The 25,620-nt window shown below is 63.1% G+C and carries 25 protein-coding genes and 2 pseudogenes; 14 read left to right on the top strand and 13 right to left on the bottom strand.

Annotation, left to right across the window (positions count from 1 at the left end; all coding sequences use genetic code 11):
• The first annotated feature begins 290 nt into the window (after nt 1-290).
• Together FXV83_RS21610 and FXV83_RS21595 are read left to right on the top strand one after the other, a co-directional pair.
• Nucleotides 291-806 carry a DUF992 domain-containing protein gene (locus FXV83_RS21610; RefSeq protein ID WP_235939991.1) on the top strand — a complete coding sequence of 172 codons (516 nt, stop codon included), beginning with the start codon at nt 291-293 and terminating at the stop codon, nt 804-806.
• 480 nt (nt 807-1,286) lie between these two features.
• Nucleotides 1,287-1,478, top strand: a complete 192-nt coding sequence (locus FXV83_RS21595; RefSeq protein WP_148741408.1) for a hypothetical protein — start codon at nt 1,287-1,289, stop codon at nt 1,476-1,478.
• Nucleotides 1,479-2,136: 658 nt separating this feature from the next.
• Here FXV83_RS21595 and FXV83_RS21590 read toward each other — a convergent pair.
• The 4 genes from FXV83_RS21590 to FXV83_RS21575 all read right to left on the bottom strand — a co-directional run bounded on the left by FXV83_RS21590 (nt 2,137) and on the right by FXV83_RS21575 (nt 6,475).
• Nucleotides 2,137-3,228, bottom strand: coding sequence for an ABC transporter ATP-binding protein (locus FXV83_RS21590; RefSeq protein WP_148741407.1), 1,092 nt, complete (start codon nt 3,226-3,228; stop codon nt 2,137-2,139).
• Nucleotides 3,229-3,299: 71 nt separating this feature from the next.
• A complete protein-coding gene (locus FXV83_RS21585; protein ID WP_148741406.1) occupies nt 3,300-4,151 on the bottom strand; it encodes a carbohydrate ABC transporter permease in 852 nt (283 codons plus the stop codon).
• Nucleotides 4,152-4,154: 3 nt separating this feature from the next.
• A complete protein-coding gene (locus FXV83_RS21580) occupies nt 4,155-5,090 on the bottom strand; it encodes a carbohydrate ABC transporter permease (protein ID WP_148741405.1) in 936 nt (311 codons plus the stop codon).
• A 68-nt stretch (nt 5,091-5,158) separates the two neighbouring features.
• Entirely contained in the window at nt 5,159-6,475 is a 1,317-nt protein-coding gene (locus tag FXV83_RS21575) for an ABC transporter substrate-binding protein (protein ID WP_148741404.1), read from the bottom strand.
• A gap of 145 nt (nt 6,476-6,620) precedes the next feature.
• Here FXV83_RS21575 and FXV83_RS42885 point away from each other — a divergent pair, with 145 nt between their 5' ends.
• The gene (locus FXV83_RS42885) at nt 6,621-6,770 is read left to right on the top strand and encodes a hypothetical protein (RefSeq protein ID WP_187436057.1); all 150 of its coding nucleotides are present in this window, start codon (nt 6,621-6,623) and stop codon (nt 6,768-6,770) included.
• Between the two features lie 895 nt (nt 6,771-7,665).
• Here FXV83_RS42885 and FXV83_RS21570 read toward each other — a convergent pair.
• A pseudogene (locus tag FXV83_RS21570) lies at nt 7,666-8,022 on the bottom strand (MFS transporter); the annotation flags it as partial.
• 127 nt (nt 8,023-8,149) lie between these two features.
• On the opposite strand from FXV83_RS21570, the gene FXV83_RS21565 reads away from it, so the two are divergent.
• Entirely contained in the window at nt 8,150-8,752 is a 603-nt protein-coding gene (locus FXV83_RS21565; RefSeq protein WP_148741403.1) for a TetR/AcrR family transcriptional regulator, read from the top strand.
• Nucleotides 8,753-9,073: 321 nt separating this feature from the next.
• Here FXV83_RS21565 and FXV83_RS21555 read toward each other — a convergent pair whose 3' ends face one another.
• Both FXV83_RS21555 and FXV83_RS21550 read right to left on the bottom strand, forming a co-directional pair.
• Nucleotides 9,074-10,447 carry a PleD family two-component system response regulator gene (locus FXV83_RS21555; RefSeq protein ID WP_148741401.1) on the bottom strand — a complete coding sequence of 458 codons (1,374 nt, stop codon included), beginning with the start codon at nt 10,445-10,447 and terminating at the stop codon, nt 9,074-9,076.
• 14 nt (nt 10,448-10,461) lie between these two features.
• Entirely contained in the window at nt 10,462-10,827 is a 366-nt protein-coding gene (locus tag FXV83_RS21550; RefSeq protein WP_008566616.1) for a response regulator, read from the bottom strand.
• Nucleotides 10,828-11,068: 241 nt separating this feature from the next.
• Between FXV83_RS21550 and FXV83_RS21545 the strand changes: the two genes are divergently transcribed.
• Together FXV83_RS21545 and FXV83_RS21540 are read left to right on the top strand one after the other, a co-directional pair.
• The gene (locus tag FXV83_RS21545) at nt 11,069-11,380 is read left to right on the top strand and encodes a DUF3572 domain-containing protein (protein ID WP_148741400.1); all 312 of its coding nucleotides are present in this window, start codon (nt 11,069-11,071) and stop codon (nt 11,378-11,380) included.
• Nucleotides 11,377-12,681, top strand: a complete 1,305-nt coding sequence (locus FXV83_RS21540; RefSeq protein ID WP_148741399.1) for a DNA polymerase IV — start codon at nt 11,377-11,379, stop codon at nt 12,679-12,681. The genes FXV83_RS21545 and FXV83_RS21540 overlap by 4 nt, the downstream gene beginning before the upstream one ends.
• A gap of 50 nt (nt 12,682-12,731) precedes the next feature.
• Here the strand turns inward: FXV83_RS21540 and FXV83_RS21535 are convergent, their stop codons facing one another.
• From FXV83_RS21535 to FXV83_RS21525, 3 genes are all read right to left on the bottom strand, one after another.
• The gene (locus FXV83_RS21535) at nt 12,732-13,133 is read right to left on the bottom strand and encodes a RidA family protein (RefSeq protein ID WP_045008049.1); all 402 of its coding nucleotides are present in this window, start codon (nt 13,131-13,133) and stop codon (nt 12,732-12,734) included.
• A gap of 433 nt (nt 13,134-13,566) precedes the next feature.
• Nucleotides 13,567-14,442 (bottom strand): hypothetical protein, encoded by an 876-nt coding sequence (locus tag FXV83_RS21530; protein ID WP_148741398.1) that lies wholly within the window; start codon nt 14,440-14,442, stop codon nt 13,567-13,569.
• 323 nt (nt 14,443-14,765) lie between these two features.
• Nucleotides 14,766-15,254: a hypothetical protein gene (locus tag FXV83_RS21525; protein ID WP_148741397.1), complete on the bottom strand. Its 489-nt coding sequence runs from the start codon at nt 15,252-15,254 to the stop codon at nt 14,766-14,768.
• A 79-nt stretch (nt 15,255-15,333) separates the two neighbouring features.
• On the opposite strand from FXV83_RS21525, the gene FXV83_RS21520 reads away from it, so the two are divergent.
• A complete protein-coding gene (locus FXV83_RS21520) occupies nt 15,334-15,705 on the top strand; it encodes a hypothetical protein (RefSeq protein WP_148741396.1) in 372 nt (123 codons plus the stop codon).
• 39 nt (nt 15,706-15,744) lie between these two features.
• Nucleotides 15,745-16,098: an MmcQ/YjbR family DNA-binding protein gene (locus tag FXV83_RS21515; RefSeq protein ID WP_148741395.1), complete on the top strand. Its 354-nt coding sequence runs from the start codon at nt 15,745-15,747 to the stop codon at nt 16,096-16,098.
• A gap of 23 nt (nt 16,099-16,121) precedes the next feature.
• Here the strand turns inward: FXV83_RS21515 and FXV83_RS21510 are convergent, their stop codons facing one another.
• A complete protein-coding gene (locus FXV83_RS21510; RefSeq protein WP_148741394.1) occupies nt 16,122-18,575 on the bottom strand; it encodes a DEAD/DEAH box helicase in 2,454 nt (817 codons plus the stop codon).
• A 145-nt stretch (nt 18,576-18,720) separates the two neighbouring features.
• Here FXV83_RS21510 and FXV83_RS21505 point away from each other — a divergent pair, with 145 nt between their 5' ends.
• Both FXV83_RS21505 and FXV83_RS21500 read left to right on the top strand, forming a co-directional pair.
• Complete coding sequence (locus FXV83_RS21505; RefSeq protein WP_148741393.1) at nt 18,721-19,593, top strand: bifunctional helix-turn-helix transcriptional regulator/GNAT family N-acetyltransferase; 873 nt, start codon at nt 18,721-18,723, stop codon at nt 19,591-19,593.
• 57 nt (nt 19,594-19,650) lie between these two features.
• The gene (locus FXV83_RS21500) at nt 19,651-20,037 is read left to right on the top strand and encodes an ester cyclase (protein WP_148741392.1); all 387 of its coding nucleotides are present in this window, start codon (nt 19,651-19,653) and stop codon (nt 20,035-20,037) included.
• Between the two features lie 22 nt (nt 20,038-20,059).
• On the opposite strand, the gene FXV83_RS21495 is transcribed toward FXV83_RS21500, so the two are convergent.
• Complete coding sequence (locus tag FXV83_RS21495) at nt 20,060-21,280, bottom strand: MFS transporter (RefSeq protein ID WP_148741391.1); 1,221 nt, start codon at nt 21,278-21,280, stop codon at nt 20,060-20,062.
• A gap of 880 nt (nt 21,281-22,160) precedes the next feature.
• On the opposite strand from FXV83_RS21495, the gene FXV83_RS21485 reads away from it, so the two are divergent.
• Together FXV83_RS21485 and FXV83_RS21480 are read left to right on the top strand one after the other, a co-directional pair.
• Nucleotides 22,161-22,622, top strand: a complete 462-nt coding sequence (locus FXV83_RS21485) for a cupin domain-containing protein (RefSeq protein WP_148741389.1) — start codon at nt 22,161-22,163, stop codon at nt 22,620-22,622.
• Nucleotides 22,623-22,637: 15 nt separating this feature from the next.
• Nucleotides 22,638-23,159 (top strand): peptide deformylase, encoded by a 522-nt coding sequence (locus tag FXV83_RS21480; RefSeq protein WP_148741388.1) that lies wholly within the window; start codon nt 22,638-22,640, stop codon nt 23,157-23,159.
• Between the two features lie 241 nt (nt 23,160-23,400).
• On the opposite strand, the gene FXV83_RS21475 is transcribed toward FXV83_RS21480, so the two are convergent.
• The gene (locus FXV83_RS21475) at nt 23,401-24,054 is read right to left on the bottom strand and encodes a hydrolase (RefSeq protein ID WP_148741387.1); all 654 of its coding nucleotides are present in this window, start codon (nt 24,052-24,054) and stop codon (nt 23,401-23,403) included.
• 151 nt (nt 24,055-24,205) lie between these two features.
• On the opposite strand from FXV83_RS21475, the gene FXV83_RS21470 reads away from it, so the two are divergent.
• Together FXV83_RS21470 and FXV83_RS44160 are read left to right on the top strand one after the other, a co-directional pair.
• Complete coding sequence (locus FXV83_RS21470; RefSeq protein ID WP_148741386.1) at nt 24,206-25,087, top strand: LysR family transcriptional regulator; 882 nt, start codon at nt 24,206-24,208, stop codon at nt 25,085-25,087.
• Between the two features lie 57 nt (nt 25,088-25,144).
• A pseudogene (locus FXV83_RS44160) lies at nt 25,145-25,231 on the top strand (peptide deformylase); the annotation flags it as partial.
• Nucleotides 25,232-25,620: the final 389 nt, after the last annotated feature.

The raw sequence follows: 25,620 nt of genomic DNA, 5'->3' as shown, positions 1-25,620 counted from the left end.
CCCGGCGCACTCCGGTCTACTCCCCGCTCCGGACACTTCGCTGTAGCGCGCAAACTGGAGCAATGGCCCAGAAACGGACTTCACTCAGTCATCGACCGGCACGGCGGAGTGAACCCGGGCTCCTCCTTGGCGGTCCTGATAATTGATCTAGCGCCTTTATTCGTACCTATCTCGCCGCGACAGGTTCTGCGCTCAGTCCGTCTTTCGGCTTCGCACGTGCGAGGAACAGGAACATCGCAATGCCGGTCCGCGTTGAGAGGACCACCAGAATGCGTCGATGGAGGCCGCCCATGAACAAAGCTATGCTGAACAGAACAACCGCATGCGCCGCCCTGGTGCTCGCCCTGGCCATTGTTCCTGCTACGGCTCAGCAGGCCGGGCGAACGCAGGTCGGCACGCTCACCTGCAACATATCGCCGGGCGTTGGCATGATTGTCGCGGGACAGCGGCAACTAAGCTGCATCTATGCATCGGCGAGAGGCAGGGCGCGCGAGGCTTATGAAGGCACCGTCAGCACGCTTGGGCTCGACATCGGCGCCACGTCCGGCGGCCAGCTGACTTGGGCCGTTTTTGCACCGACCACACTGCGCCGGGCGGCATTGGCGGGAACCTATGCGGGGGCGACCGCAGGTGGTACGGTCGGCGCCGGAGTGGGTGCCAACCTCCTGATCGGCGGCTCGGACCGCACGGTCGCTTTGCAGCCGGTGTCCGTGCAGGGTCAGACGGGCGTGAACATTACAGCGGGCGTGTCCAGCATGGAGTTGCGGCCAGGCACTGCGCCTGCGCGTCGCAAGGCCCAGCGATGACATCAGCGCCGGCGGACCTCCGTTGATGCAGATCAAGGGTTGGTCGACCCCGTGGGGGCCATATACGCGTAGGGGCTGGGCACGGATATGATGGCGCAGCGGACAGTTGTGGTCGTGATCGACGACGATGCGAGCCTTCTGAAGAGCGTGGCGCGGCTGCCCTCATTTGAGGACTTTATCACGAGCCGTGGCGCAGCGCGCCGTTAAATGGCACGAGCTGCGGAGCATAGTGCCGGCCCGGAAGCCGCTGGTCATACTGCGCGACGCGGCAGAATACATTACCAAGCTGCCGCACGCAGAGCACGATGCAGAAGAATGGCAAGCCGTGATGCAAGCGCTGCTTGCTGGTTGCGGAACATGATGGGCCAACGATGCTTGCCCGGCTCGGCGTCATGAAAGCATTGAACCGGGGCCACGTTCGGGAGTTTAACCATCTCGCAAGGAACCCTACTGGGGACGCCGCAAGCTGGCGCGAGATCGATGAAAACGGTCTGGATTTATGTTGATACAAAGAAGCAGGTCGGCGACCGTGACCATCTCAAGGTGTTTGCAAACTCGGATCTTGCCGATGAGTGGTTCGTGGTGAACGATCCCGAAGGCGTCGTCTTTGAGTACGAGGTCATAGGCGTTGCCGAGGACGAAACCGGGTCGGGACGTCAACCGCATCGCTAGGACAGAGGCCGACCACCACATGAAATGCCCGGCGTGCGGGCAATGGTTCGACATGCACGACTTCGGCCAGGTCGCCGAGCACATTCACGACGACAGCGAGATTGAAGTATCGCAAGCTTCGGGACCGCCGCCGCGAGATGGGTCGGTGCAGTAGCCAGTAAGATCGGTCGTGGGACCAAGACTGCCACACGCGGGCAGCGCAGTCGGAGGCCAGGTGCCCAAGCGCGCCTGTGGGGCGGTAAGCTTGCTAGAACCTTGGCGCTATCGGGCTTGCCGACGAACGGCGGGGTCACCCGTTGGCTGTTCCGACCGACCATAGCAATGTCGGTTTTGCTGCGCACTACGGACCTAAGCCGGACATCGCGCCATGTCCGAAATGGGGTCATTCGCATCGAATTGGCCACGCTTCTGCAACGTCCGGTCTTCACCTCGACAACCGACGTGCGAGACGCTATCGCGATCTTCGCCTTCGGGCCAATAACGGACTCCGATACCGCAGCAAATGGCATTATCAATCGCCTCGTCAGCACGCAGCAAAAAGGGCTCGGGCATGGTTAGGCCAAGTGCCTTCGCTCTCCGGGCCTCATCGAAGCTGGTGACAGTGAGGTCACCGGTTCTGAGCAAATCCCTTGCCAGTGGAATTGGCCAACTGCGGGCGCTAGATGGCCGCCTCGGTCTGCGCGTCGAAAACATGAAGCCTGGAAGGCCGCATGGCAACGCGCAGCTTGTCGGCCACCCTCACCCTCGCGGTCGGCTCGACGCTCGCCACCATGATACTCTCGCCGACCTTCATATCGAGCAGGATTTCCGAGCCGAGTTGCTCGACCACCTCAATCACAGCATCGAAGCACGGGTGGTCGAGATCAGCGCTACCCGCCACGGTGAGGTCCTCCGGCCGCACACCGAGTATGACCTCGCGCCCGATATGGCCGCGCAGGCGCTGCGCGATCTCGTCCGGTAGCTTGATGCGCAAGCCGGAGTTCTCGGCGATCAGCGATCCGCCCGCCTCGGTCACCGTAACGGCGGCGAAATTCATGGCCGGGGAGCCGATGAAGCCGGCGACGAACTTGTTGGCGGGCTGATTATACAGCTCGAGCGGCTCCCCCACCTGCTGCACCACGCCGTCCTTCATGACGACGACCCGGTCACCCAGCGTCATAGCCTCGACTTGATCGTGGGTAACGTAGATGGCGGTGGTGCCGAGACGCAGATGCAGCTTCTTGAGCTCAACACGCATCTGCACCCGCAGCTTGGCATCGAGGTTCGACAGCGGCTCATCGAACAGGAACACGCGGGGGTGGCGCACGATGGCACGGCCCAAAGCCACCCGCTGGCGCTGGCCGCCGGAGAGCTGCCGCGGCTTGCGCTTTAGCAATTCGCCGATGCCGAGGATGTCGGCCGCCTCGCGCACGCGCTTCTCAATCTCAGGCCTTTCGAATTTGCGCATCTTCAGGCCGAATGCCATGTTGTCGTATACGCTCATATGCGGGTAGAGCGCGTAGTTCTGGAACACCATGGCTATGTCGCGGTCCATAGGCGCAAGTGTGTTGATCACGTTGCCGTCGATTGAGATATCGCCGGAGCTGATCGCTTCCAGCCCGGCGATCATCCTGAGCGTCGTGGTCTTGCCGCAGCCGGACGGTCCGACGAACACCACGAACTCCTTGTCGCGGATCTGCAGATTGACGTCTTTGACAGCGTGTACGCTCTCGTAGAACTTGTTGATCCCCTTGAGGACGACCTGTCCCATTCGCTCACCTGCCTCCCAACCACCTGGTCGCTCTGCATGCGCGCTTTTCAATCCCATGATCCGGGGCGCTGTCAGCCCTTCACCGATCCGGTCAATCCCGCGACGTAGTGCTCGACGAAAAACGAATAGGCGATAGCAACCGGTATCGATCCAAGCAGGGCCCCGGCCATCAGCGGTCCCCAGTAGAATACATCGCCGCGGATCAGCTCCGATGTGACGCCGACCGGCACAGTCTTCTGCTCAGGCGAGGACAGGAAGACTAGCGCATAGATGAACTCGTTCCACGACAGCGTAAAAGCGAAGATGCCGGCCGAGAGGATGCCCGGGATCGCCACCGGGATGACGATGTAGAGCATAGCCTGCCAGCGCGAGGCGCCGTCAATGCGCGCGCATTCCTCGAGCTCCCTCGGTACAGCCTTGAAGTAGCCCATCATGAGCCAGGTGCAGAACGGAATAAGAAAGGTCGGATAGGTCAGAATCAGTGCCCAGGGCGTATCACCCAGCCGATAGTTGCGGATCATCTCGGCCAGCGGAATGAACAGCAGCGTCTGGGGCACCAGATAGGTGATGAAGATGCCGGTACCCAAGCTGCCGGCAAATGGAAAGTTCAGCCGCGACAGAGCATAGCCGGCGAACACGCCGCACACGAGCGAGATAGCGGTTGACGCGAGCGCGATGAACGTCGTGTTCCACAGCCACGATGCGAACAGCGTCTCCTCGAACAGGTACCTGACATGGTCCCAGGTCGGTTTCCAGGTCCAGAACGGATTGTAGTTGATCGAATTCCAGGGCCGGTAAAGCTCGCCGTCCGGCCGCACCGAAGTGATCACCATCCAGTAAAACGGGAACAGCAGGAAAAGCAGGAACAGCGCCATGGGGACGTAAAAGAACACCCACTTTCGCCAGATTGCACCTTCGATCATGGCTCAGCGGACCTCCACGCGGCGGATGTAGAGAAGTTGGATGATGACGACCAGAAACAAGACTGGAAACATTGCGAGCGCGATGGCGGCGCCCTCGCTCAACAGGCCGGTGCCGATGGCGATCTGATAGGCGTAGGTGGCGAACAGGTGCGTTGCGTTGGCTGGTCCGCCGCCCGTCATCACATAGACGATCTGGAAGTCGGCGAACGTCTGAATCACCGAGAACAGCACCACGACCATGGTCACGGGCAGCAGCAGCGGCCAGGTGATGTGCCAGAATCGCTGCCACGGCTTGGCGCCGTCGATGGCGGCGGCCTCGTTGAGTTCGGGACTGATGGTCTGCAGGCCGGCGAGCAGGCTGATGGCGAAGAACGGCACCCCGCGCCAGATGTTGACGATGATAATCGAGATCATGGCGAGGTCGGGATCGCCCAGCCAGTTGATCCGACCGGTGATCAAGCCGAAATGGTAGAGGAGCCAATTGAGGACGCTGAACGTCGGGTCGAACATCCACTTCCAGGCGAAAGTCGAGAGCACGGTCGGGATAATGAAAGGCAGCAGGATGAAAGCACGGGTAAAAGCCTTGCCGTGGAAATTACGGTTGAGCAGCATGGCCAGCCACAGCCCGAGCGCCAGCTTGAAGACGGTGGTCACGCCCGTATAGACGAAGGTATTGTAAACGGAGGTGCGAAAGATCCCGTCATTGAAGATCTTGTAGAAGTTAGCGAGGCCGACGAAGTCGCCGGGCATACCGACGCGCGAGTTGGTGACCGACAGCAATATCCCTCGAATGAAGGGATAGGCAATGAACATGCCGAGCAGCACGATGGTCGGCACAAGCAGCACGAACGCCAGCCAGCGCTCGTCCTCTAGCAACCGCTGTCGCCGCGGAGGGGGGGCCTCGCGGAGCGTGGTGGCGGAAACCGCGCTTATCGCCATGTTCGATCCTCGTCGGTCGGAAGATTCCCTTGCTCCCCACCAAAGATGGGGAGAGGGACGGCTTAACCTCAGACGTAGACCTTCGTGAGCTCAGCCTCTGCCCACTTCACGGCATCCTCGGCGGGCATGCCTTGGACGGCCTTTGCGTACATATCAATGATGATGTACTTGGTTACAACCTCGGCTGCCTTGCGCGTAGAGGGCCCTTGGTAGCCAGCGAAGCGCCCTGTGCGCGCCGCTTGCTTGTAAGGCAGCATGATCGGGTCGTCGCCCCACAGCTTGTGCTTTTCCCAATCCGTGGTCGGACCCACCGAGAAGCCCTTCTGGGAGACGAACCACTTGTCGTAGACGTCCCTGGAGTGAATCCAGCCAAGGAATTTCTTCGCCGCATCCTGGTTCTTCGAATAACCCATCAGGAGGTTCGAGAACGGGACGTGATAGCTGAACTGCCCGCCGGGACCCTTGGGCAGCGCGGCGTGCAGGATGTCGTCCTTCAGTTGCCCGCCTGCCTCCGTCTTGTAGGTATCCGGCTTGCGCAGAGACTCGATGTAGATCGAGGCGCCATTGAGCGTGGCGCTGCACGTCCCGGACAGAAAAGCGCGGTTGTTGTTGGAATCGTCCCAGGCGAGCCCGCCTTCATCGTGGGCGTCCTTCCAGAAGGCCACCATGAACTTCACCGACTCGACCGTTGCTGGGCTGTTTAGCACAACCGTCTTGCCGTCTGCTTCGACCTCCTTGCCGCCCCAGGACCACAGGTAGGGGTAAGTGAAGGCGGGCGCATCGCCGAAGGTGTGCCCCAGCGTTTGGCCGATGGGCCGTCCCTTTGCCTTCAGCTTCTTGCCGGCCTCACGATACTCTTCCCACGTCTGGGGAAATTTTCCATCCGTGTAGCCGATCTCGGCAAACCAGGACTTTCGGTATGCGATCTGCAGGCCGACGATGCACCACGGCACTGCAATCCATTTCTTGCCGTCATTGGCGACAGCGCGGGATGTTTCGTAGAAGCCGCCCTGGCCCTTGCCGAGTTCCTCAGCGATGTCGCTGACGTCTATGACACTCTCGCCGTAAAGCTGCCCCCAATTGTTGAGGACGCAGACGATGTCGGGGCCTGACCCCGACTGGATCGCCGAGGTGACGCGGGCCTGGATGTCGTTGGCGTTGATGGTCTCGATATTGAGCTTTATGCCGAGCGCCTTCTCGCCCTCCTTGGCGATTTCGTTGCGCAGAAGCTGATCTGACGCCGGAACGAAGTCGGTCCAGCGCAGCCAGTGTACCGTCGTGCCCTGTGCAAAAGCGGGCGCGCGGCCGGTGGCCAGGATGCCGGCCATGCCGCCCGCGAGCGCGGTACCGCTCTTGAGGACGTGACGTCGGGTTACTGTCGTCATGCATTCCTCCCTCGGTGTGTCTGAGCTGATGCCCCTTGGCCAGTCTTACGCCGGCTTGGAGTCCCTTTTCAGTCTATCGCGCCTCCGTGGTTCAACGCATGCGCACGCGACAACGTGCGCAATACGTTGGCTCGATGATCATTTGTTGGTGTTCCACTTGCAGCGGCGTGGTGGCGAGTTCGCCGCGAAACAGGGCGAATTCTTTGCAGAGCAACGGCGCGACTACATCGCTCCCAGTCGTAACGGCGATACCACGGGCGGCCTGGATCGCGTCGGCGCTGCTGCCAGCGCATGAACCCTACCGTCATAACGGTCCCTCCCGCGCAGCGACGGTATTGCCGTGGCCAAGCGGGTTTTCCCCGTCTTATATGAAATTCGGTACCGGAAGCTGGCGCGACGTCATTGTCGCCCGTCGCAGCAGGAAATCAAGTGCTAGCTTGAGGCGGCGGCTATGGGTCTCACTTCGGCTCTCTTTGCGGGTTCGCTGCCAATTGACGAGTCTCCTTTGGGGCAATCGCGCCAGGTCGGCGGCGGGTCCGAAGGGCGGCTTCGCTACCCTTCATTCCTTCTGGGGATCTGGTCCTTCGCCAAGAGCAAGCCGGCGGCAAAGAGCCTGCTGGCGCACCTGTCGCAGCCGAAGGCAATCGAAAAGATGGCGGCCGAGAGCGGAGGCCACGACCTTCCGGCCTTCGACAACCTGACGACGCTCAAGACCTCGGCCGACGAACGACGCCGAATGGTACGCTCTACCCGCAGCCGGCACCCAAGATCGCAGTGCAGATCTATTCCCAGGGCCTCATGACCCAGATGAGATGCAGGGCGAGCCGCTGGAGGAGAGCTCGCCTCGGCTGAGGGCGAGGTTGAAGGCTACTTGCGCACGTGAAGTCCCAACACCAGCGGGCCCCTATCGCGGGTGGTACGACCTGCGCCGAAAAATGACGGGGGCGATAGGCGCGCATCCCTAGACTGGGTCACGTCGTTGCCCAACGAGCAGACGTTTGTCGGCCTCGCTTGCAGAACCCCTCGGTGCAGATAGCGCTTCGATCCAATCGGGCGGTTATCGGTGGCCACGGTCGAGGGTCCTGCCGACGCATGCCATGTCTCACATGGGTCAAAAGCGGCCGATCACGACCAAGCAGCGCGACGCCGCTGTAAAATTCTAAGCGGACGCTCACGAGGACACGCGCCCCCTACGCCATCCGCAACACCGGCGGCTGCGACGGCCGGATCAGCGCGAACGCGACCTGCACGATGCCGCCCGCCAAACCCAGCGCCACGCCGATCCGCCACGCCATGGTGTAGGAGCCGAGCGAGTCGTAGATCAACCCGCCGCCGTAGGCGCCGAGGAAGCTGCCGACCTGGTGGCTCATGAAGGCGAGGCCCTGGATCATCGCCTGCCAGCGCAGCCCGAACATCTCGGCGACGGCGCCCGCCACCAGCGGGCCGACGCCCATCCACAGAAAACCCATGATCGCGCCGAACAGCAAGGTCGAGAACGGGCTCGCCGGCAGCATGAAGTACCAGGCCAATGCGAGCGAGCGGATGACGGCGGCGCGGCACGCCTTCCGCCGTCTGCGATTCCCGTTGATTTTGGTTACACAGACCTGTGTACTTAGGCTATGGTTAGCAGGCGTTGTCAAGCCAACAGCACGCCAAAAGGATTTATCCCGTCGCATGGCTCCCCTGCCCTCCCCACAGACGATGAAGGAGCGGATCCTCGAGACCGCCGACAAGCTGTTCTACCTTCAAGGCATTCGCGCTATCGGCGTCGATACCATCGCGGCCGGGATCGGCATCTCCAAGCGCACGCTCTACAACCACTTCCCATCCAAGGACGCGCTGATCGCGGCCTATCTGGAGCGCCGCTTCGTAGCTCCGCGCACCTCCGACAAGCCGCCGGCCGAGCAGATCCTCGCCACCTTCGATTCGCTGGAGCGTCGGTTTGCCGCCAAGGATTTTCGCGGCTGCCCATTCGTGAATGCAGTCGCAGAGCTCGGGCCTGCAGACCGCTCCGTGAAGAAGATAGCGATCGCGTTCAAGGAGAGCCGCCGCATCTGGTTTCGCGACCGCCTGAACGAGCTCGGCGTCGCGGAAGCGGAGGCGCTGGCAACGCAGCTCGTGCTGCTGGTCGACGGCTCCATCGCCCAGGACCTCGTCCGCGACGATCCCGCGATGGCGCGTGCGGCGAAGGAAGCGGCGAAGGTGCTGCTGCGGAGTGCGGGGGTGGATGCGGTGGCGAAGCCGGCGGTGAAGCGAGGCAAGCGCGCGCCGCATTAGTTGTCGTCCCGGCCTAGTGGGCAATTGCGCACGGGGGCCGGACCCATACCCACGAAAAGCAGTTTGGCGAAGATTCGTGGTTACCTGCTCGCACCACAACCCCGTCCTGGGGTTATGGGTCCCGGCCTTCGCCGGGACGACAGTTGAGGATGTAGCGACAGCAGTCGTCCCACTGCCCGACCATAAGAAAATGCCCCTGTTTTGCCCGACGAGTCAAACGGCGTTGCCGCCTGCGTATGCCTACCGTAAGCCATTGATCCGGCTAACTAGCCTCGGCTACTGTGCATGGGGTTGTTTTCGCGCTTTTGTGCCCGGCCTGCCTCACGCCGCCTGCGACACCACGCGATTGCGGCCGTCGTGCTTGGCGCGGTAGAGCGCGGTGTCGGCGCGCTTGAGCACGTCGGCCACCGCCTCGCCCTTCTGCTCGAGCGTGGTCAGGCCGATCGAGATCGTGACCTCGATGCGCTTGGTGCCCTTGTGGACGGCAAACGGCTCGACCGCGATCGAGCGGCGCAGGCGCTCGGCGACCATGCCGGCGACGTGGAGATCGGTCTCGGGCATCACGATGACGAATTCCTCGCCGCCGTAGCGGCAGGCCAGATCAATGCCGCGGATCGATTTGCGCACCCGCACGGCGAATTCGCGCAGCACGTCGTCGCCGGCGTCGTGGCCATAGTTGTCATTGATCGACTTGAAGAAGTCGATGTCCAGAATCATCAGCGCGAGCGGCTTGCCGCGCGTCGAGGCCTGCTCGGCCAGCGTCGCCAGATGGCTTTCCATGTAACGGCGGTTGTGCAGGCCGGTCAGCGCGTCGGTGATCGCCGCCTCGATCGAGTTCTGCACGTTGTCGCGCAAATGATCGGTGTAACGACGGCGGCGGATCTGGGTGCGCACGCGCGCGAGCAGCTCGGTCTTGTCGATGGGGCGCAGCAGATAATCGTTGACGCCGATCTCAAGGCCGCGAAGCAGCCGCGTGGAGTTCTCAGCTTCCGCGATCGCCAGGATCGGCACGTGCCGCGTGCGCTCGAGCGAGCGCGCCTGGCTGCATAGCCTGAGGCCATCGAAATTGTTGAGATCGAGCGAGACGATCAGGAGGTCGTAATTGCCCTCGGCGGCGTGGAACAGCGCCTCCGTGGGATTGGGCTCGACATCGACCGTGTGCTCGGCGGCGAGCAGCGTCGCCAGCCGCTCATAGGAGGATTGGCGGTCGTCGACCAGAAGGATGCGGCCGCCCTTGCCGGTGTCGGCCACCGCGGTGCGCTCCGGCGCCTGCATGCCGATCTCGAGCGAGGTGATGGCACGCATGCGCAGCTCGTCCGTCATCATCTTCAGCCGCGTCAGCGAGCGCACCCGCGCGATCAGCACGACGTCGGAGACGGGTTTGGTCAGGAAATCGTCGGCGCCTGCCTCGAGCCCGCGGTTGCGATCGGCGGGGCTGTCGAGCGCCGTCACCATCACGACGGGAATGTGGTGGGTCGCCGGATCGGTCTTGAGGCGGCGGCAGACCTCGAAACCGTCGATGTCCGGCATCATGACGTCGAGCAGAATGATATCGCATTCGGCGCGGCTGCAGATGGCCAGCGCCTCGGTGCCGTTCGAGGCGGTCATCACATCGAAATATTCGGCGGACAGACGGGCCTCTAACAGCTTGACGTTGGCAGGAACATCATCGACGACGAGGATACGCGCGGACACTTTGAACTCACTTCCTATCCGATGAAACGCCGGACCGTCTCGATGAACTTGCCGACCGAGATCGGCTTGGACAAATAGGCCTCGCAGCCGCCTTCGCGGATGCGCTCTTCGTCGCCCTTCATCGCGAACGCCGTGACCGCGACGACGGGAATGGCGCGCAGCTCCGGATCGTCCTTGATCCAGCGCGTCACCTCGAGCCCCGAGACCTGCGGCAGTTGAATATCCATCAGCACGAGGTCGGGGCGCATCTTGCGAACGAGGTCGAGCGCCTCGTAGCCGTTGCTGGTGCCCGAAGTCTGGTAGCCGTGCGCCTCCAACAGGTCGCGGAACAGCTTCATGTTGAGCTCGTTGTCTTCCACGATCAGGACGGTCTTAGCCATTCCGTCCTCCCGATTGGCCAGCAGAGCGATACATATGACGCCTCAGGCACCACTCGCCGGCGCTTCGAAAACTGGATTCAAACTAGCCTCAGATTCGCTCTAGTTTCGTTAAACCCGAGTGCCGACTTTCTGCGATGTGGTTTCCAGTTGCTTGTCTGGGGTCGCGAGACTTAGGCACGAGACTCGGGCATGATGATTCCAAAGTAGACACTGAAAGTTAACGGAAAGGCAAACCGCGCCCTTGAAAAAGCCTGTTCACAACCCCCGCGAAGTCGCTGAAATCGTTGCGATTCAGGCTCTGTCCTTCGTCGCGGGCGATCCCGAGCGGCTGGGCCTGTTTCTGGCCGAGACAGGTGTCGGCCCGGAGACGCTGCGGAATGCCGCCTCGGACCCCAATTTCCTCCTCAGCGTGCTCGATTTCGTGCTGCGTGATGACGCCACCGTGAAGGCCTTTGCGAGCACGTCCGAACTGCATCCGACCAACGTTGCCGCAGCGCGGCAGGTGCTGGGCGACGCGCTCGGCGACCGCACCTGGGAGCGTGACGTGCCGTGAGCGCACCCGAGTCGGCCGGTCCACGCTGCTTCTGCCGGGATTGTCTGGCCGATCAGGGCGTCGCCGTGCAGGGCTTGGCCGCGCGGCGCTGTTCGGCCTGCGGTTCCCCCCGGCTCGTCCACCATCGGGCGCTGTCGACGCTGACCCTCGCCCATATCGATTGCGACGCCTTCTATGCGACGGTCGAGAAGCGCGACAACCCCGAGATCGCCGACAAGCCCGTCATCATCGGCGGGGGCAAGCGCGGTGTGGTGTCGGCGGCCTGCTACATCGCGCGCACCTATGGCGTGCGCTCGGCGATGCCGATGTACAAGGCGCTGGAAGCCTGTCCGCACGCGGTCGTGATCCCGCCCGACATGGCGAAATACGTCCGCGTCGGCCGCCAGGTACGCCAGGCCATGCAGGCGTTGACGCCGCTGGTCGAGCCGCTCTCGATCGACGAGGCTTTTCTCGATCTCTCCGGAACCGAACGGGTCCACGGCATGATCCCGGCAAAAGTGCTGGCGCGCTTTGCCCGCAACATCGAGCGCGACATCGGCATCAATGTCTCGGTCGGCCTGTCCTGCAACAAGTTCCTGGCCAAGATCGCCTCCGATCTGGACAAGCCGCGCGGCTTTGCCGCGCTCGACCAGGAGGAAGCACGCGCGATGCTGGCGGAGAAGCCGGTCGGCTTTATTTTTGGCGTAGGCCCCGCGACGCAGGAGCGCCTGGTGCAGCGCGGCTTCCGCATCATCGCCGACCTCCAGAAGGCCGACGAGATCGAGCTGATGCGGCAGTTTCCGAGCGACGGCCGCAGGCTGTGGCGGCTCGCACGCGGCATCGACGACCGATGCGTCGAGCCCGATCGCGGCGCCAAGACGATCTCGAGCGAAACCACCTTCGAGACCGACATCCGCGATTTCGCGACGCTGGAGCGGATCTTGTGGCGTCTGTGCGAGAAGACGTCGTCGCGGCTGAAGAGCAGCGAGCTCGCCGGCTCGACCGTCACGCTGAAGCTGAAGACCGCCGACTTCCGCCAGCGCACGCGATCGCAGTCGATCGCCGGGCCGACGCAGCTTGCCGCAAAGATCTTTTCGATCTGCCGCGAGATGCTGGCGAAAGAGATCGACGGCACCGCCTTCCGCCTGATGGGCGCTGGCGTTAGCGCGCTGCGCGAAGGCTCGCCCGCCGACGACACCGACATGCTCGACCGCCGCGCCGCCCACGCCGAGCGGGCGGTAGATAGCTTGCGCAAGAAGTTCGGCGGCGGCGTGGTGATCCGCGGGATTGCGTATGAAGGGCCGGAGAAGGCGCAGGAGTGAGGGTTTACGGATCGTGCGCGATCCATTGCGCGCACGGCGTTCGCAAGGCCTCAATCCGCCACGGCCACCGCCTCGATCTCGATCAACCATTCCGGCGCGGCGAGCGCGGAGACGCCGACGAGAGTAGAGGCGGGCGGCTCCATGCCTTCGAAGAAGACTGAGCGGGCCTTGCCGATGATCGGGCGCAGCTCAGGCTTGTAGCCAACGACGAAGGTCGTGATCTTGACGATGTTGGCGTAGCTGGCGCCGGCCGCTTTCAGCGCGTGGCCGAGATTCTGCATCACCTGCGTCGTCTGCGCGGCGAGATCGCCTTCGCCGACGATCCGCCCCTCCTCGTCCACTGACACCTGCCCGGAGATGTAGATGGTGCGCGCGCCCGTGGCAGTGACGACGTGGGAATAGGCCGGATTGTGATGCAGGCCGCTGGGACGGAGATGGTCGAGCTTGGGCATTGTGCTTGCCTCCCGAAGGTTTGTGGTTGGGGGAGCGTAGCGTGAGACGTCGCTGAGAGCCAGATGCGAGGAGCACCACCAAGCTCCGTCATCCTCTCACGGACAATGTCACGGGCATGGCCGGCGGTCTCCTGCACCCGGCCGGAGACGGCGCAGATCATGCGCCGCTGACGCTGCATCTTGGCCTCCTCGCCAGCCGACGAGCGACGGCCACGACGTCCATGACGGCGCCTTTTCGGCGCTCGGCGTGCACCATTTCTAGATTGCCGAGCTTCACGCGACCCTCAGCGACAGCTCGGTTCCGCCATTGAGCGGCAACGTCATCGATCGAAGCCGTATTTGAGCGCGCGGATAAAGGCGAGTCAGGCCCTCGGCCCTGCATAGACGTGCTGGCGCGGCGTCACGCCGCTAGGCCTCGAACAGAGCCTTGACGTCATCCTCGGTGAGTGTCGCGGCGATTTGGCCCTCGCGATCGAACAGACCGCCTCTCCGGCAAAGGCGGCGGGGCGAGCCCGCGCGCCTGAAGCAGCCCGGCAAGACGGCGAATATTGTCGGCTCCGCGGAATACGAAATGCTCGTTTTCCAATCCAAGCAGCGGCACCAATTCGGCGCGCGACAGCTTGATTTTTCCCGACCCGCCAAAGCCGCTCAGTTTCAAACTGTGGAGCGCTAAAACCAGCGGAAGGAAGCGATTAGTCGCCAGCGCCAAATGCCGACCGTCCGGGAGCGGGAGCAGGAAGGACTTGCCAGCATCGGCCCGCTCCCGGACGGCATCCGGAGTGAAATCGGGCCTCGCCACCAACGCAGCAATCAGGGGCGCCAGATCTTGGCGCTTGCCGTCGATGTCGATACCGAGCGCCAATTCAAACCAATCGATACCGCTCGATTCAAATTCCGCGTCAAAATCGCCAGACGTCTGCGCCAGCCGAAACGGAAATGCGTCCTCGACAATGATCTCAAAGCCTTCGGCCTGCAATCCCGCAACATGCAAGCTGAGGAACTCAAACCAATCGTCAGGCTCGGCCAATGCCAGATCCGCATCGTGGCGATAGTCCAGATAGGGAAAGCTGGACTTTGCTGCGACGAAACCGAGATCGGTCAGCCGCTTGCGGGCCTGCCGTTCCGCCGGCTGGCGGCGCGTGATCTCATAAACCTGTCCGGCATGAAACGCTTCCAGACGAACTCCCCGCTTGGTCGGTTCGATCTCGATCGGGCCGCAGCGGAAATGGAGTTGCGCGACGCCGATGGGATCGCTGTTCTGCTCGCGCCTGCGGTAGTAGAACGCACTTGCACTTTCCTTGCCTGGCATCAAGCGCAGAATGGGAACCGGCGGCGCGTGACCTTCGTTGGCTGCGCCGGCCTGGACGGCAGAAGATCATGATGCTGCACGGGCAGCCTTCGACCGAGCTGGCGCGAAACCTCGTCGAGTTCGGCTCGCGGAATTGCCGGCGCGGAGAGCAACTGAGCCGCGAGCCGCGGCGGCATGTCCAGCGCAACCGCCCGATCGTCCCGGCAGCCTCATCGACATAGACTGGAGGCTCGGCGTTGAGTGCGATGACGCCCGGCACGATCAGATGCGGCGCCACCGTTCGCAGCCCGATCTGGCGCCATTCGATGCGGCCCTCACGCTTTTCACCCCAGCGCAACGGCGCGCGCTTGTAGTCGAGCCAAAAAGGCGCGGCCGGTGGCGAGAATCTTGGTCAACAGGTCAGCGGACTGCGGTGGCGCTCGGAAAGAATATCCGCCTCCGTGCGCCCTCAGTTGCGATACGATATCGATATCGGAATCGCGATAGTATTTCGGCGCCCGGTCAGCGGAGAAATCGGCGACGTTGGGCTGCGTGTAGCTGTCCGAGTAGTTGCCGTTCTTCAGTGTCCGCACCGAGAGCAGGCTGATCGCCAGAACGGGCATCGCGATGCGCTCGTCGGAGGGATGCAGACGATAGAGCAGGCGCTGATTCACGTCGGCGGGGTAGTCGTCGCTCCGAACCGCCTTGCCGAGCTTGTCGAGCCATTCGTTGATTTCGTAGGGCAGAACACCAGGCGGCCGTCCCGGCACGGTGGGCCGCGGCGGAGGCGCCTCGGATGGGGTTTCGCTGATCGCTTCGAGCAGCGTCGCCACCACGTGCTTTGCAGTTGCGCGCCATCGGGCAGCTGCATTTGCCTTTGATATCGACGAGCTGCGCGTCCTTGAACTTCAATTGGATCTCGACGAAGTAGTCGTCGATCTCGCTGCCCTCGACGTCCGCCTCGATGTGGGTCAGATCGTCGCTGATCTCTATTCCCGAAACACGTCCCTGGGCTTAATAAGCGTGGCCCTTCTCGAACGCCGAACGGCTGAAACGGCCATAGAGATCCTTGCGTTTCAGGACGTTGGCAAGCGCGCGAACCGATTCCAGCATGGACAGACCACTGTTCCAGACAACCCCTGTCTACTCCAGACGTACTCCCCTCAGCGGACGGGACAAAGCCGCGATTGCGCGCTATCCAGCATGAAAAATGACGCGACAGGAACTCGATTCGAGGACGCGGTCGACCGCACCATTGCCGCCTTCGCTGCGCTCGGCAGCTAGCGCGTTGCAAGCCGCACCCAACGTGCTATCGCTCCGGCGATGACACCCAAGGCCTTCGAAACGCGTTGCCTGCGCCTGCCCGCCGTCACCAAAGTGGTGCAGTGGGAGGGCACGTCCGTGTTCAAGGTCGGCGGCAAGATGTTCGCGCTCGGCGGCGGCTTTGCCGCGCGCTCGGGCGGCTACATGTTCAAGACCTCGAACATGGCCTATGCGATGCTGATCGAGCACGGCGTCGCGCGGCCGGCGCCTTATCTGGCGCGGGCCAAATGGGTGCAGCTCATCGGCAACAGCGCCCTGCCCGATGCGGAGCTCACCGCCTATCTGGCGCAGGCGCATGCGTTGATCGTGGCAAGGCTCCCGCGGAACACCCGCAAGCTGCTGGGGCTCGACTGAGCGCAGGCGTCAGCGTGCCGGCGTCAAGCTGTCCCGCGTCGCAAAGTCGTAGCCAAGGCGGAAAGTACGTCCGCCAGCCGGTCTGCGATCTCTGGTGACGGGAGCGGAACCCTGAGGCTTTGCGAGCCGTTGGTCGGGTCGCGTTCGATCCAGGGATGATTTGGTGAGCTGGAATCCACGATGGCACCGAAGAATTCCGCGCCCATCTGGACCAGCGTCTGCCATGGATCGGAGGCTGCATCGCGAGCTGCCGACGCGTCTTCTGCAGCGGCTTGCGACACCAAAGTCTCGCTTGCGGGAGCGCCCGGGGCCTTGAGGCCGCCGCTGCCATCGACCGGCCCCGCCTCCTCCGCGGTCGTGACCACCTCGCCGCTTCCCATGCCCCCGGTGACACTCTCGACATCTTTCATGAAGCGGGTCAGCCGCGACCCGCCCAGCGAGACCTCGTTGCTGCCGCCGTCGAGAATGCCTTCCGCCAGCGAGCGCTTGAAGGCCAGGACCGACAGCATGCCTTCCTCGATGGTCCCCTTTGCGACGAAATTGACGATCTGGACCGGACGTGTCTGGCCGAGGCGATGGATGCGTGCGATGCGCTGCTCGAGAACGGCGGGATTCCATGGCAGGTCCATATTCACCAGCGTCGAGGCGTGCTGGAGATTGAGACCCGTGCTGCCGGCATCTGTCGACAGGAACACACGGCAAGTCGGATCGTCCCGGAAGCGCTGGACCAGCTCCGGCCGCTTCTCGGACGGTATGCCGCCGTGGAAACTGACATAGCCGATGCCGCGCGCATCGAGGCGACGGATCACGATATCGTGGGTCCGCGTCCACTGTGAAAACACCACCGCCTTGGCGTCCGGCGCGGCAAGCAGCTGATCGAGCAGCGCGGCGAGTTCGTCCGATTTGAGGCCGTGATCGCTCTCCTGATCCAGCAGATAGGTGCTGTTGCAAGACATCCGCATGTTCTGGAGCGCGCAGGCCAGCCGGCGCTGATCCTTGTCGGAGAGAAATTTCGTCTTGCGCCAGCGTTGCACGATCCTGGCCACGTTGTCGGCGTTCTCACTATGCAAGTCCATCTGCGGGCCGGTCATCGGAATCAGCACGTTCTGGTCGGTTCGCTCCGGCAGTTGCCGCAACACCTCGGACTTGCGCCGACGGATCATGATCGGAGCGAGAGTCTCGCCGATCCTGCCCAAATCTCGATAGCCGGTGACACGGCCGGTCTCATCCTTGACTTGATGTTCGTTCAGGAGTTTCCAGGTCGGCCCCAAGCGATGCTGATCGACGAACTGGACGATTGAGATCAATTCTTCGAGCTTGTTCTCCAGCGGTGTTCCCGTGAGCACGATCGCATATGGGCTGTCGATGCGCTTCAGCGCCCGCGCCGCAATCGTATTCCAGTTCTTGACCCGTTGAGCCTCATCGACGATGACCAGTTCCGGCGACCAGGCGCCGATCAGGTCGAGATCGGGCTGGAGCTTCTCGTAGTTTGTGATCTTGCAGAAATCGTCCAGCAAATAGTCGTTCTGTCGTTGCGCGCGGCCACCGCCGATGACGCGGGCCCCACGCTTGTCCTTTCGCCCGGAGAACCGTGCCATCTCGCTTTGCCACTGGTACTTGAGCGAGGTCGGACAAATCACCAAAACCCTCGATACGCCGAAATGACGGGCCAGGATTTCCGTCGCGGCAATGGCCTGGATCGTCTTGCCCAACCCCATGTCGTCGCCGATCAGCGCGCGGCCGGCGCGAACCGCAAACAGTGCCCCCTCAGCCTGATAGGGATAGAGCGCCGTTGTCAGCAGTCGATGCAGCTTGGGATCTGCCGCGCCGCGCGGGAACAGCCGAGCGAGTTTCTCGGCCCGGCTGTCGGCATCCCGTCGTCCCGCCACGAAATCGAGCGCATCGTCGTAGGCGCGCAGCTCATGTCCGCTCTTCGACACCAAGCCGACGAAACCGTCGAGATCACCCAGACGATCTTCGGCCAGGATGCCGTCGCGCTCCAGATCGAACAGGCGGACGGCTGCCTCCCTCACATTCGCCGGGCAATCGGTTCCGGCGCGGAAATGGATGCTGCGTCGTCCCTGGTTGCGCAGATAGAGTTCGGAAAACGGCGGCTGGTAGCCTCGCGCGAACGCCGCTTTGGCGCCGCGCTTCTTTTCCAATTGGGCAAGTGTAAATTCGAGGTGCTTGCAGGTGCCGAGCTCGTTGGTCGCATAGTCCGGGCACGAGCAGAAATTGCCGCCGGGCCCGATGCCGCGCACCACCACGCGATAACTCGACTTTGATGCCGGATTGGTGACCCTGAACTCCGAGAAGAACGGTTCGACGCCCAGATTCTCCAGCAGGAATGATTGCTCACGGCCGAATTGGCGGCGCAACCCACGTTGCCACTCGATCGGCGACAGATCTGTCGGCGCCGACATACGCGACAGCTTGGCCGGTTTGCGTGCAGCGACGCGTGCTGTTGAAGATGTCATTTCGGGCTTCCGTTCTTCCAATAGTGGGAGTTACGCCAGATAGTAGCCTCGGCGCACACGTGGCATAACCGGTTTCGGATCGAAATCCACCGGTAGCTTAGGAGCCCGATTGACAGAGACACATACCTGACTAAAGTCAGGCATCATGTTGGATCCTGTTGCCCGCGTCCGCCGCTTCAACCGTGCCGTCACCTCTGCCGTGGGCGCGCTCGATACTTCGTTCCTCGGGCGCGGCCGCCCGCTTGGCGCGGCGCGCGTGCTCAACGCGATCGGGCATGGGCGCTCGGACGTGGCGGAAATTCGCGACTATCTCGGCCTCGATTCCGGGCTGACGAGCCGGCTGTTGCGCAGCCTCGAGGACGAGGGTCTGGTCGAGACCACGGTGCATGAGAACGACGCGCGCCGGCGCGTCGTTCGTCTGACGCGCGCGGGCCGGCGCGAGTTCGCGGCCTACGAAGCGCTGTCGAATACGCAGGCCGATGGCTTTCTCGACCGCCATGCGCAACGCGAGGCGCTGCTGGCGGCGATGGACTTGGTCGCCTCCGCACTGACGCTCGACCGGATCGCACTGAACGAGATGGACCCGCGCAGCGACGAGGCGCGCTATTGCCTCGGCGAGTACTATGCCGAGCTCGGCCGCCGCTTCAAACAGGGATTCGACGTCTCGCTGTCGCGCGACCCCGATGCCAAGGACATGCGCCGGCCGCGCGGAACGTTCGTCGTCGCGATCTCGGACACATTGCCGATCGGCTGCGTCGGGCTGAAAGGAACCGATCACGGCTACGCCGAGATCAAGCGGCTGTGGGTCGCACCCGCCGCGCGCGGATTGCGGCTTGGCCGGCGACTGATGGACGCCGCCGAGAACGCGGCACGCGAGCTCGGCATCGCGCTGCTGCGGCTTGACACCAACAGCGCGCTGGCGGAAGCCGGCCAGCTCTACCGCCGAAGCGGCTGGAGCGAGATCCCGCGCTTCAACGACGACCCCTACCCGGACCTGTTCTTCGAAAAACGGCTGTGAGCGGGGGCGTCGATTTTCCTGCTGCCGCGTTATGGTCGGAGCCGCAGGAGCATCGCCGTGTCCCGATCAGATCTCGCCGATTTCTATCGCAACTACATCGCCTGCCTGAACCGGCAGGACTGGGCGAGGCTCGGACAGTTCGTTCATGAGGACGTCGCCCACAACGCGCGACCGTTCGGACTATCCGGCTATCGCGCGATGCTGGAGCAGGATTTTCGTGATATTCCGGACCTGCATTTCAACATCGAGCTGCTGATCTGCGATCCGCCCATCGTCGCCACCCGGCTGGCGTTCGACTGCACGCCGGCTGGTCAATTCCTGGGGCTCGGCGTCAACGGCAGGCGCGTGTCCTTCCACGAGAACGTCTTCTACGAGTTCCGCGACGGAAAGATCCGGCAGGTGTGGTCCATGATCGACAAGGCCGCGATCGAGGCGCAGCTCTAGCGCGGCGCCTCGGCGAAACCGCTCACGCCGTGACTGGCGCGGCCTCCTCTCGCGGCTTGGCGAATGGGCGGAACGTCATCGCCATCAGGAACGCGCCGAGGCCCATCGCCCACGAGCCGATATAAAGCCAGGCGTAGCTCGAGAACGCGTCGTAGATCAGGCCGCCGGCGAGCGGGCCGGTCGCCATGCCGAGGCTGCCGGCCATCGCAGTGCCGCCGATCACCGTACCCATCATCCGAAGCGGAAAGTTTTCGCGCGCCAGCACCGCGTAGAGCGGCATGGTGCCGGCATAGATGAAGCCGAAGATCGCCCCGACCGCGTAGAACGTGGCGAGCTGATTGGCGAAGACGTAGGCGAGCGCGCCGAAGGCTTGCAGCAGCAGGCCGGAGACCAGCACCCGCTTGGCGCCGAAGCGATCGCCCATCAGACCGAAGGCGATGCGGCCGCCCATGCCGGCAAACCCCTCGATGCTGTAGATCGTCACCGCCGCGATCAGCGGAATGCCGCAGCTCACCGCATAACTCACGGTGTGGATGATCGGACCGGAATGGGTGGCGCAGCAGAAGAAGTTGGTGGCGAGCAGGATGAGGAATTGCGGCGAGCGCAGCGCCTCGCCCATCGACATCTCGGCCTGCCGCGCGCCCGCGCCCATTGGCGCGGCCGGCGCCTGCGCGAGCGCCGGCGGGCGTCGCACCAGCAGCGAGACCGGGATCATGATGGCGCCGACCACCAGCGCCACGATCTGCATCGAGGTGCGCCAGTCATGACCCGAGACGAGCCAGGCCGCGAACGGCGCCATCGTCATCGGCGCCATGCCCATGCCGGCCGACACCAGCGACACCGCAAGGCTGCGATGGGTGTCGAACCAGCCGGTGACGGTCGCCATCATCGGCGCGAAGATCGCGGCGCAGGAGGCGCCGACCAGCAGGCCGAAGACGAATTGAAACGCGATCAGCGAGGTCGCATGGCTCGCGGCGAACAGGCTTAGGGACAGCACCGTCGATCCCGTCAGCACCACCGGCAGCGGCCCGAACCTGTCCGTCAGCGTGCCCCAGGCCATGCTGGTGAAGGCCATCGCCAGAAAGCCGATGGTCATCGCGCTGGAAATGCCGGTCACCGACCATCCGGTTTCCTTTGCGATCGGCTGCAGGAACACCGGCAGCGAAAACATGCCGCCGATCGCGACACAGCCGAGCAGGCCGCCAGCGGCGACGATCACCCAGCGATAGTTGGAAGGGGTCATTTTGAGTCTCCCTCAGATCTGTCTGGGTGGAAGACGAACGGGAACCGCGGAGGCAGACATCGGCATCGACGAGGACACAAGATTTTTTTGGCATCCTCATGCAAAAAGCGCGAAAACAACCCCATGCACAGTAGCCGGCCGCTGTCGGCGCAATGACTTAGCAGCGGCCCGAAAGGCTACGCAGCGATTTGACATGTCGGGCAAAACACCAGCAGATTGGCATCATCCGGCCGAACTCGTAGCCGTCGCTTGGCTCCCGCCGTCTCCTTACCGGACCGGCTTGCGCCGCGGCGCCACCCGGTAACAGTCAGCCGGATCGCTGATGCCAAGTTGCTGCACGGCAGGACAACGGCGCAGCCTAAACCCTTCGCGGCATGCGAAGGGAGGCTATCCTATCCGGGCTTCAGGTCAACGGGCTACCGAGCCGAGCCGATGCATCGCGATAGGAAACACAAATGCTGCCGGTGTCCAATCTTCGCGGGACCGATACAAACGACGTGCGATGAGGAGTTGAAAAGATCTCGACCATGCGAATGAGTCCGAGGCGATCAAGCCGTCGGATCGTTCCCGGCGCCCCGATCGAGGGAGCCGACTGCGCAAAGCAATCACGAAAAACGACATCCGTGTAATTCGGCAGAGGATATAGACGATGACTGCCGATCACCGTCGGCCGCTCCACAACCCACTCGGCTGTCGACCCAAGTGGCAGAAGGTCAACGACGGATGCTTCAACCATCCGTGAATACGAGAGCCTGTATGACGATCCGCCCTATTCTCCGCGAGACTGGCCCTCCCGATTGCGGCAAAGTCTATGACTGAGCTCGATGCGCCTCCATCGCGAGGTGTCCACCACTACGCTGCGAATTCGGAGAAGGCACCAATGCCAAAAATCGACGTCGCCGCAGTACCGCTCCGCAAAGGCTCAGGCTATCCCGCGCCATTCGACTTACCTTGTGGCGATCGGACCCGGCAACGGCTCGGCGATGCCGGCGGCTTGTCGGATTTCGGCATCAACCTGATGCAGCTGCCGCCAGGTAACTGGTCGAGCCAGCGGCACTGGCACTCGCACGAGGACGAGTTCATCTACATTCTCCAAGGCGAGCTCACGCTCGTCGAGGACCACGGCGAAACGGTGCTGCGCGCCGGCGACTGCGCGGCCTTCCCGAAGGGAAGCGGCAACGGCCATCACATGATCAACCGATCGAGCGCAACGGCGATCTACCTCGAAGTCGGCTCGCGCTCGCCGAACGACCTCATCACTTGCTCCGACATCGACATGATGAGCCCGGCTTCCGACGGCCGCTTCCTGCACAAGGACGGCACGCCGTACCCGGATCAGTGAGCGACGGCGACCCCGATGACCATCCGCCCCATCATCCGCTATCCCGACCGCCGTCTGGCGATCCCGGCACGGCCCGTCACCGCATTCGACGATGCGCTGAGGGATCTTGCTGCAGATCTGCTCGAGACCATGCGTGACGCGCCCGGCATCGGCATCACCGCGCCGCATATTGGCATCCCCTTGCGCGTCGTGGTGCTTGAGCTCGACGCCAAGGACGGCCCGCGCACCTACGTCAATCCGGTCCTCGAATGGGCCTCGCCCGAAATGCTCATGCACCGCGAAGGCAGCGTCTCGATGCCCGGCCTCAACGACGAGGTCCAGCGCCACGCCCGCGTGCGGATCAGCTATCAGGACGTCGACGGCAACATGCAAACCGAGGAATCGGAGGCCCTGCGCGCCGTCTGCCACCAGCACGAGATCGATCAGCTGGACGGCATGTTCTGGATCCAACGGCTGTCGCGCCTGAAGCGGGAGCGGCTCGTGAAGAAGTTCGAGAAGATGACGCGACCTCCACTAGCGCTACCTGATGAGAGATAATGGATCACGCCGACGGCCTGCGCTTTCGCGCAGCCGCGGGCAAATCCACCCTACGCACTACTGAGCCGGGCTTGGCCGCAGACCTCCGCGTGACGAAAGCAGCGCAGCTCGTGTCGTTGATCGTGCCGACCGCGTCCATCCAGGCATGGACAGCCTTCTCATCAAAAGGGGGTGACGAGGTTCCAGAAGCAATCCGCTTTTTCGCATCGCGTTGCTCGAAACCTCTCCACCCCCGCTCAGATCATGCTGCTTTACGGGGTACAGGCGTGTTGAGCAGCTGCTGCTCCCACAGGAACGCGATGCCGCTACCGCCGGCATGCTGCTTGAGAACTTCTGTCAGCTCTCCGGCGTGCTCCGTCCTGGCCCAGTCACGTTGCCACTCCGAGGCCACCGCCAACCAAGTCATCATGTTCGCGCCCGCGCGGATCATGCGCTGGATCGCGACCTCGTGGGCCTCAACCGAAGTGCCGCCAGAAGCATCCGTGACCACCGTCACATCCCAGCCCTCGCCCAGCGCCTGGATCGTCGGCATCGCGACACAGATCTCGGTCCACAGGCCGGCGATGATCAGCTGCTTGCGGCCCGTCGCCTTGACCGCATTGACGACCTTCCGATCCTCCCAGGTGTTGATGAAGGTCCGGTCGATCACCTCCTGGCCGGGGAACACGTCAGTGATGTGCGGGAAGATCAGTCCGCCTCGCGCCGCGATCACGCTGGTCAGGATGGTGGGAACGCCGAAGGCCTTGGCGGACTTCGCCAAGGCGGTCGTGTTGTTCACCACGGCCTGCGGATCGTGGCTGTTCAGATTGGCGAGCTGGTAAGGCTGGTGGTCGATCAGAACGAGTACCGACTCTTCGGGACGAAGAAGCGAAGCAAGGCCGTTACGAAAGGTCATTGTTACATCCTTTGCTGCCGTTGTGAGCGGCATTGGTTTTGCGGGAAACATGCGCCAGGGCGACGTTGCCTGGAACCAGTATTGCCGTTCCTATTCGACATGCGGTAGCAGCCTTCCGTGGCAAGCTGTGTCGCAGAAAGGGGAACGCTAGATGGACATCGAAGAGTTGCAGACCTTCGTAGAAGTGGCTGATGCTGGGGGAGTTTCGCCTGCTGCGCTCCGGCTCGGCGTCTCCAAGTCAATCGTCAGTCGGCGGCTCTTCCGGCTTGAGGCGGAACTCGGCGTTCAGCTGCTTGCACGGACCACCCGGGGCGCCGCTCTCACGGAAGCAGGAGCCACGTTCCGAGATTATGCAGCTAGGGTGTGCGCCGAGATCGACGTGGCCAGGGAAACGATCCTACCCGCCGGTGACCTTCGCGGCCGGTTGCGCGTGGCCGTGCCGCTTTCTTTCGGCCAGACTCACTTCGCTCCCATCCTCGCGGAAATGGCGCGCCGCCACCCCCAGCTCCAAATCCACACGTGTTACAGTGATCGCTTCGTCGATCTCATCACAGAGGGTTATGATTGTGCGATACGGGTTGGCTATCTTCAGGACTCCAACTTGATCGCAAGACGCGTCGGACCAATCCATGGGAAGTTCGTCGCGAGCCCGGACTACATCAAGGCGAATGGGTCGCCCGAGACGCCGGAGGAACTCGTCGCTCATGAGGCTCTCATGCAGGGCACCGAAAGCTGGCAACTCATGTATGGCGACAAGATCATCACGGTTCGTCCGCAGGGGCGCTTCAAGGCCGACAACGGCCCTGCTCTAGTCGCCGCCGCGGCAGCAGGACTCGGGATCGCTTACCTGCCCGATTGCCTCACCCACGAGTATGTGGCCTCCGGGGCGCTTGTGCCGGTCATGACACGTTATCCCCCACCGCCGGCGGGTGCATATGTGATCCGCCCGCCCGGTCAGCATCCCGCACGGAAGATACGGGTCCTCACCGAATTGCTGATTGAGTATTGCGAACCAGCTCCGCACCCGGCGTGAGCTCCCCCGCTGGGTGATCCATCCACCGTGACAGTTCGGATCACGAAAGGGACGACGGACGGCCGATTCTGGATCAAGCGGGTGTCGCGCCTGAAGCGGGAGCGGCTGGTGAAGCGGTTCGAGAAGATGACGCGGGGTTCGTAAGGCGGGCTAGCGACGTCTCCGCCGAAGCTCAAAGACTCTCATGGTGAGGAGCGCCACCGGGTCCGCGCAAAGCGCGCCCCGATGACACGATCCGCGCGTCTCCGGACGATGCTTCGCATCGCCGCGCGAACCATGCAGGCCCCTCTCTCCGCCCCCAGGCGATCGCGAATGGAGTGTTCGTTGGGGGCACGGTTGTTTCTAAAGCGTCATGGCCGGGCTTGTCCCGGCCATCCACGCCTTACCGAACGGCATGAAGAACGTGGATGCCCGGGACAAGCCCGGGCATGACGGCTTCTTGTGAACGTCGAAATACAAAAGCCCGCGTCTCGCCCGGAACCAATCCTTCGATACACCGCCCTTGGCGGGCCTCTCAGATCCTATGGGTGGCG

Origin of the sequence: Bradyrhizobium hipponense, from assembly GCF_008123965.1 — a bacterium.
GTDB classification, from domain to species: domain Bacteria; phylum Pseudomonadota; class Alphaproteobacteria; order Rhizobiales; family Xanthobacteraceae; genus Bradyrhizobium; species Bradyrhizobium hipponense.
The sequence above is the reverse complement of the archived record's forward strand: the minus strand, read 5'-3'. Positions and strand labels throughout refer to the sequence as shown.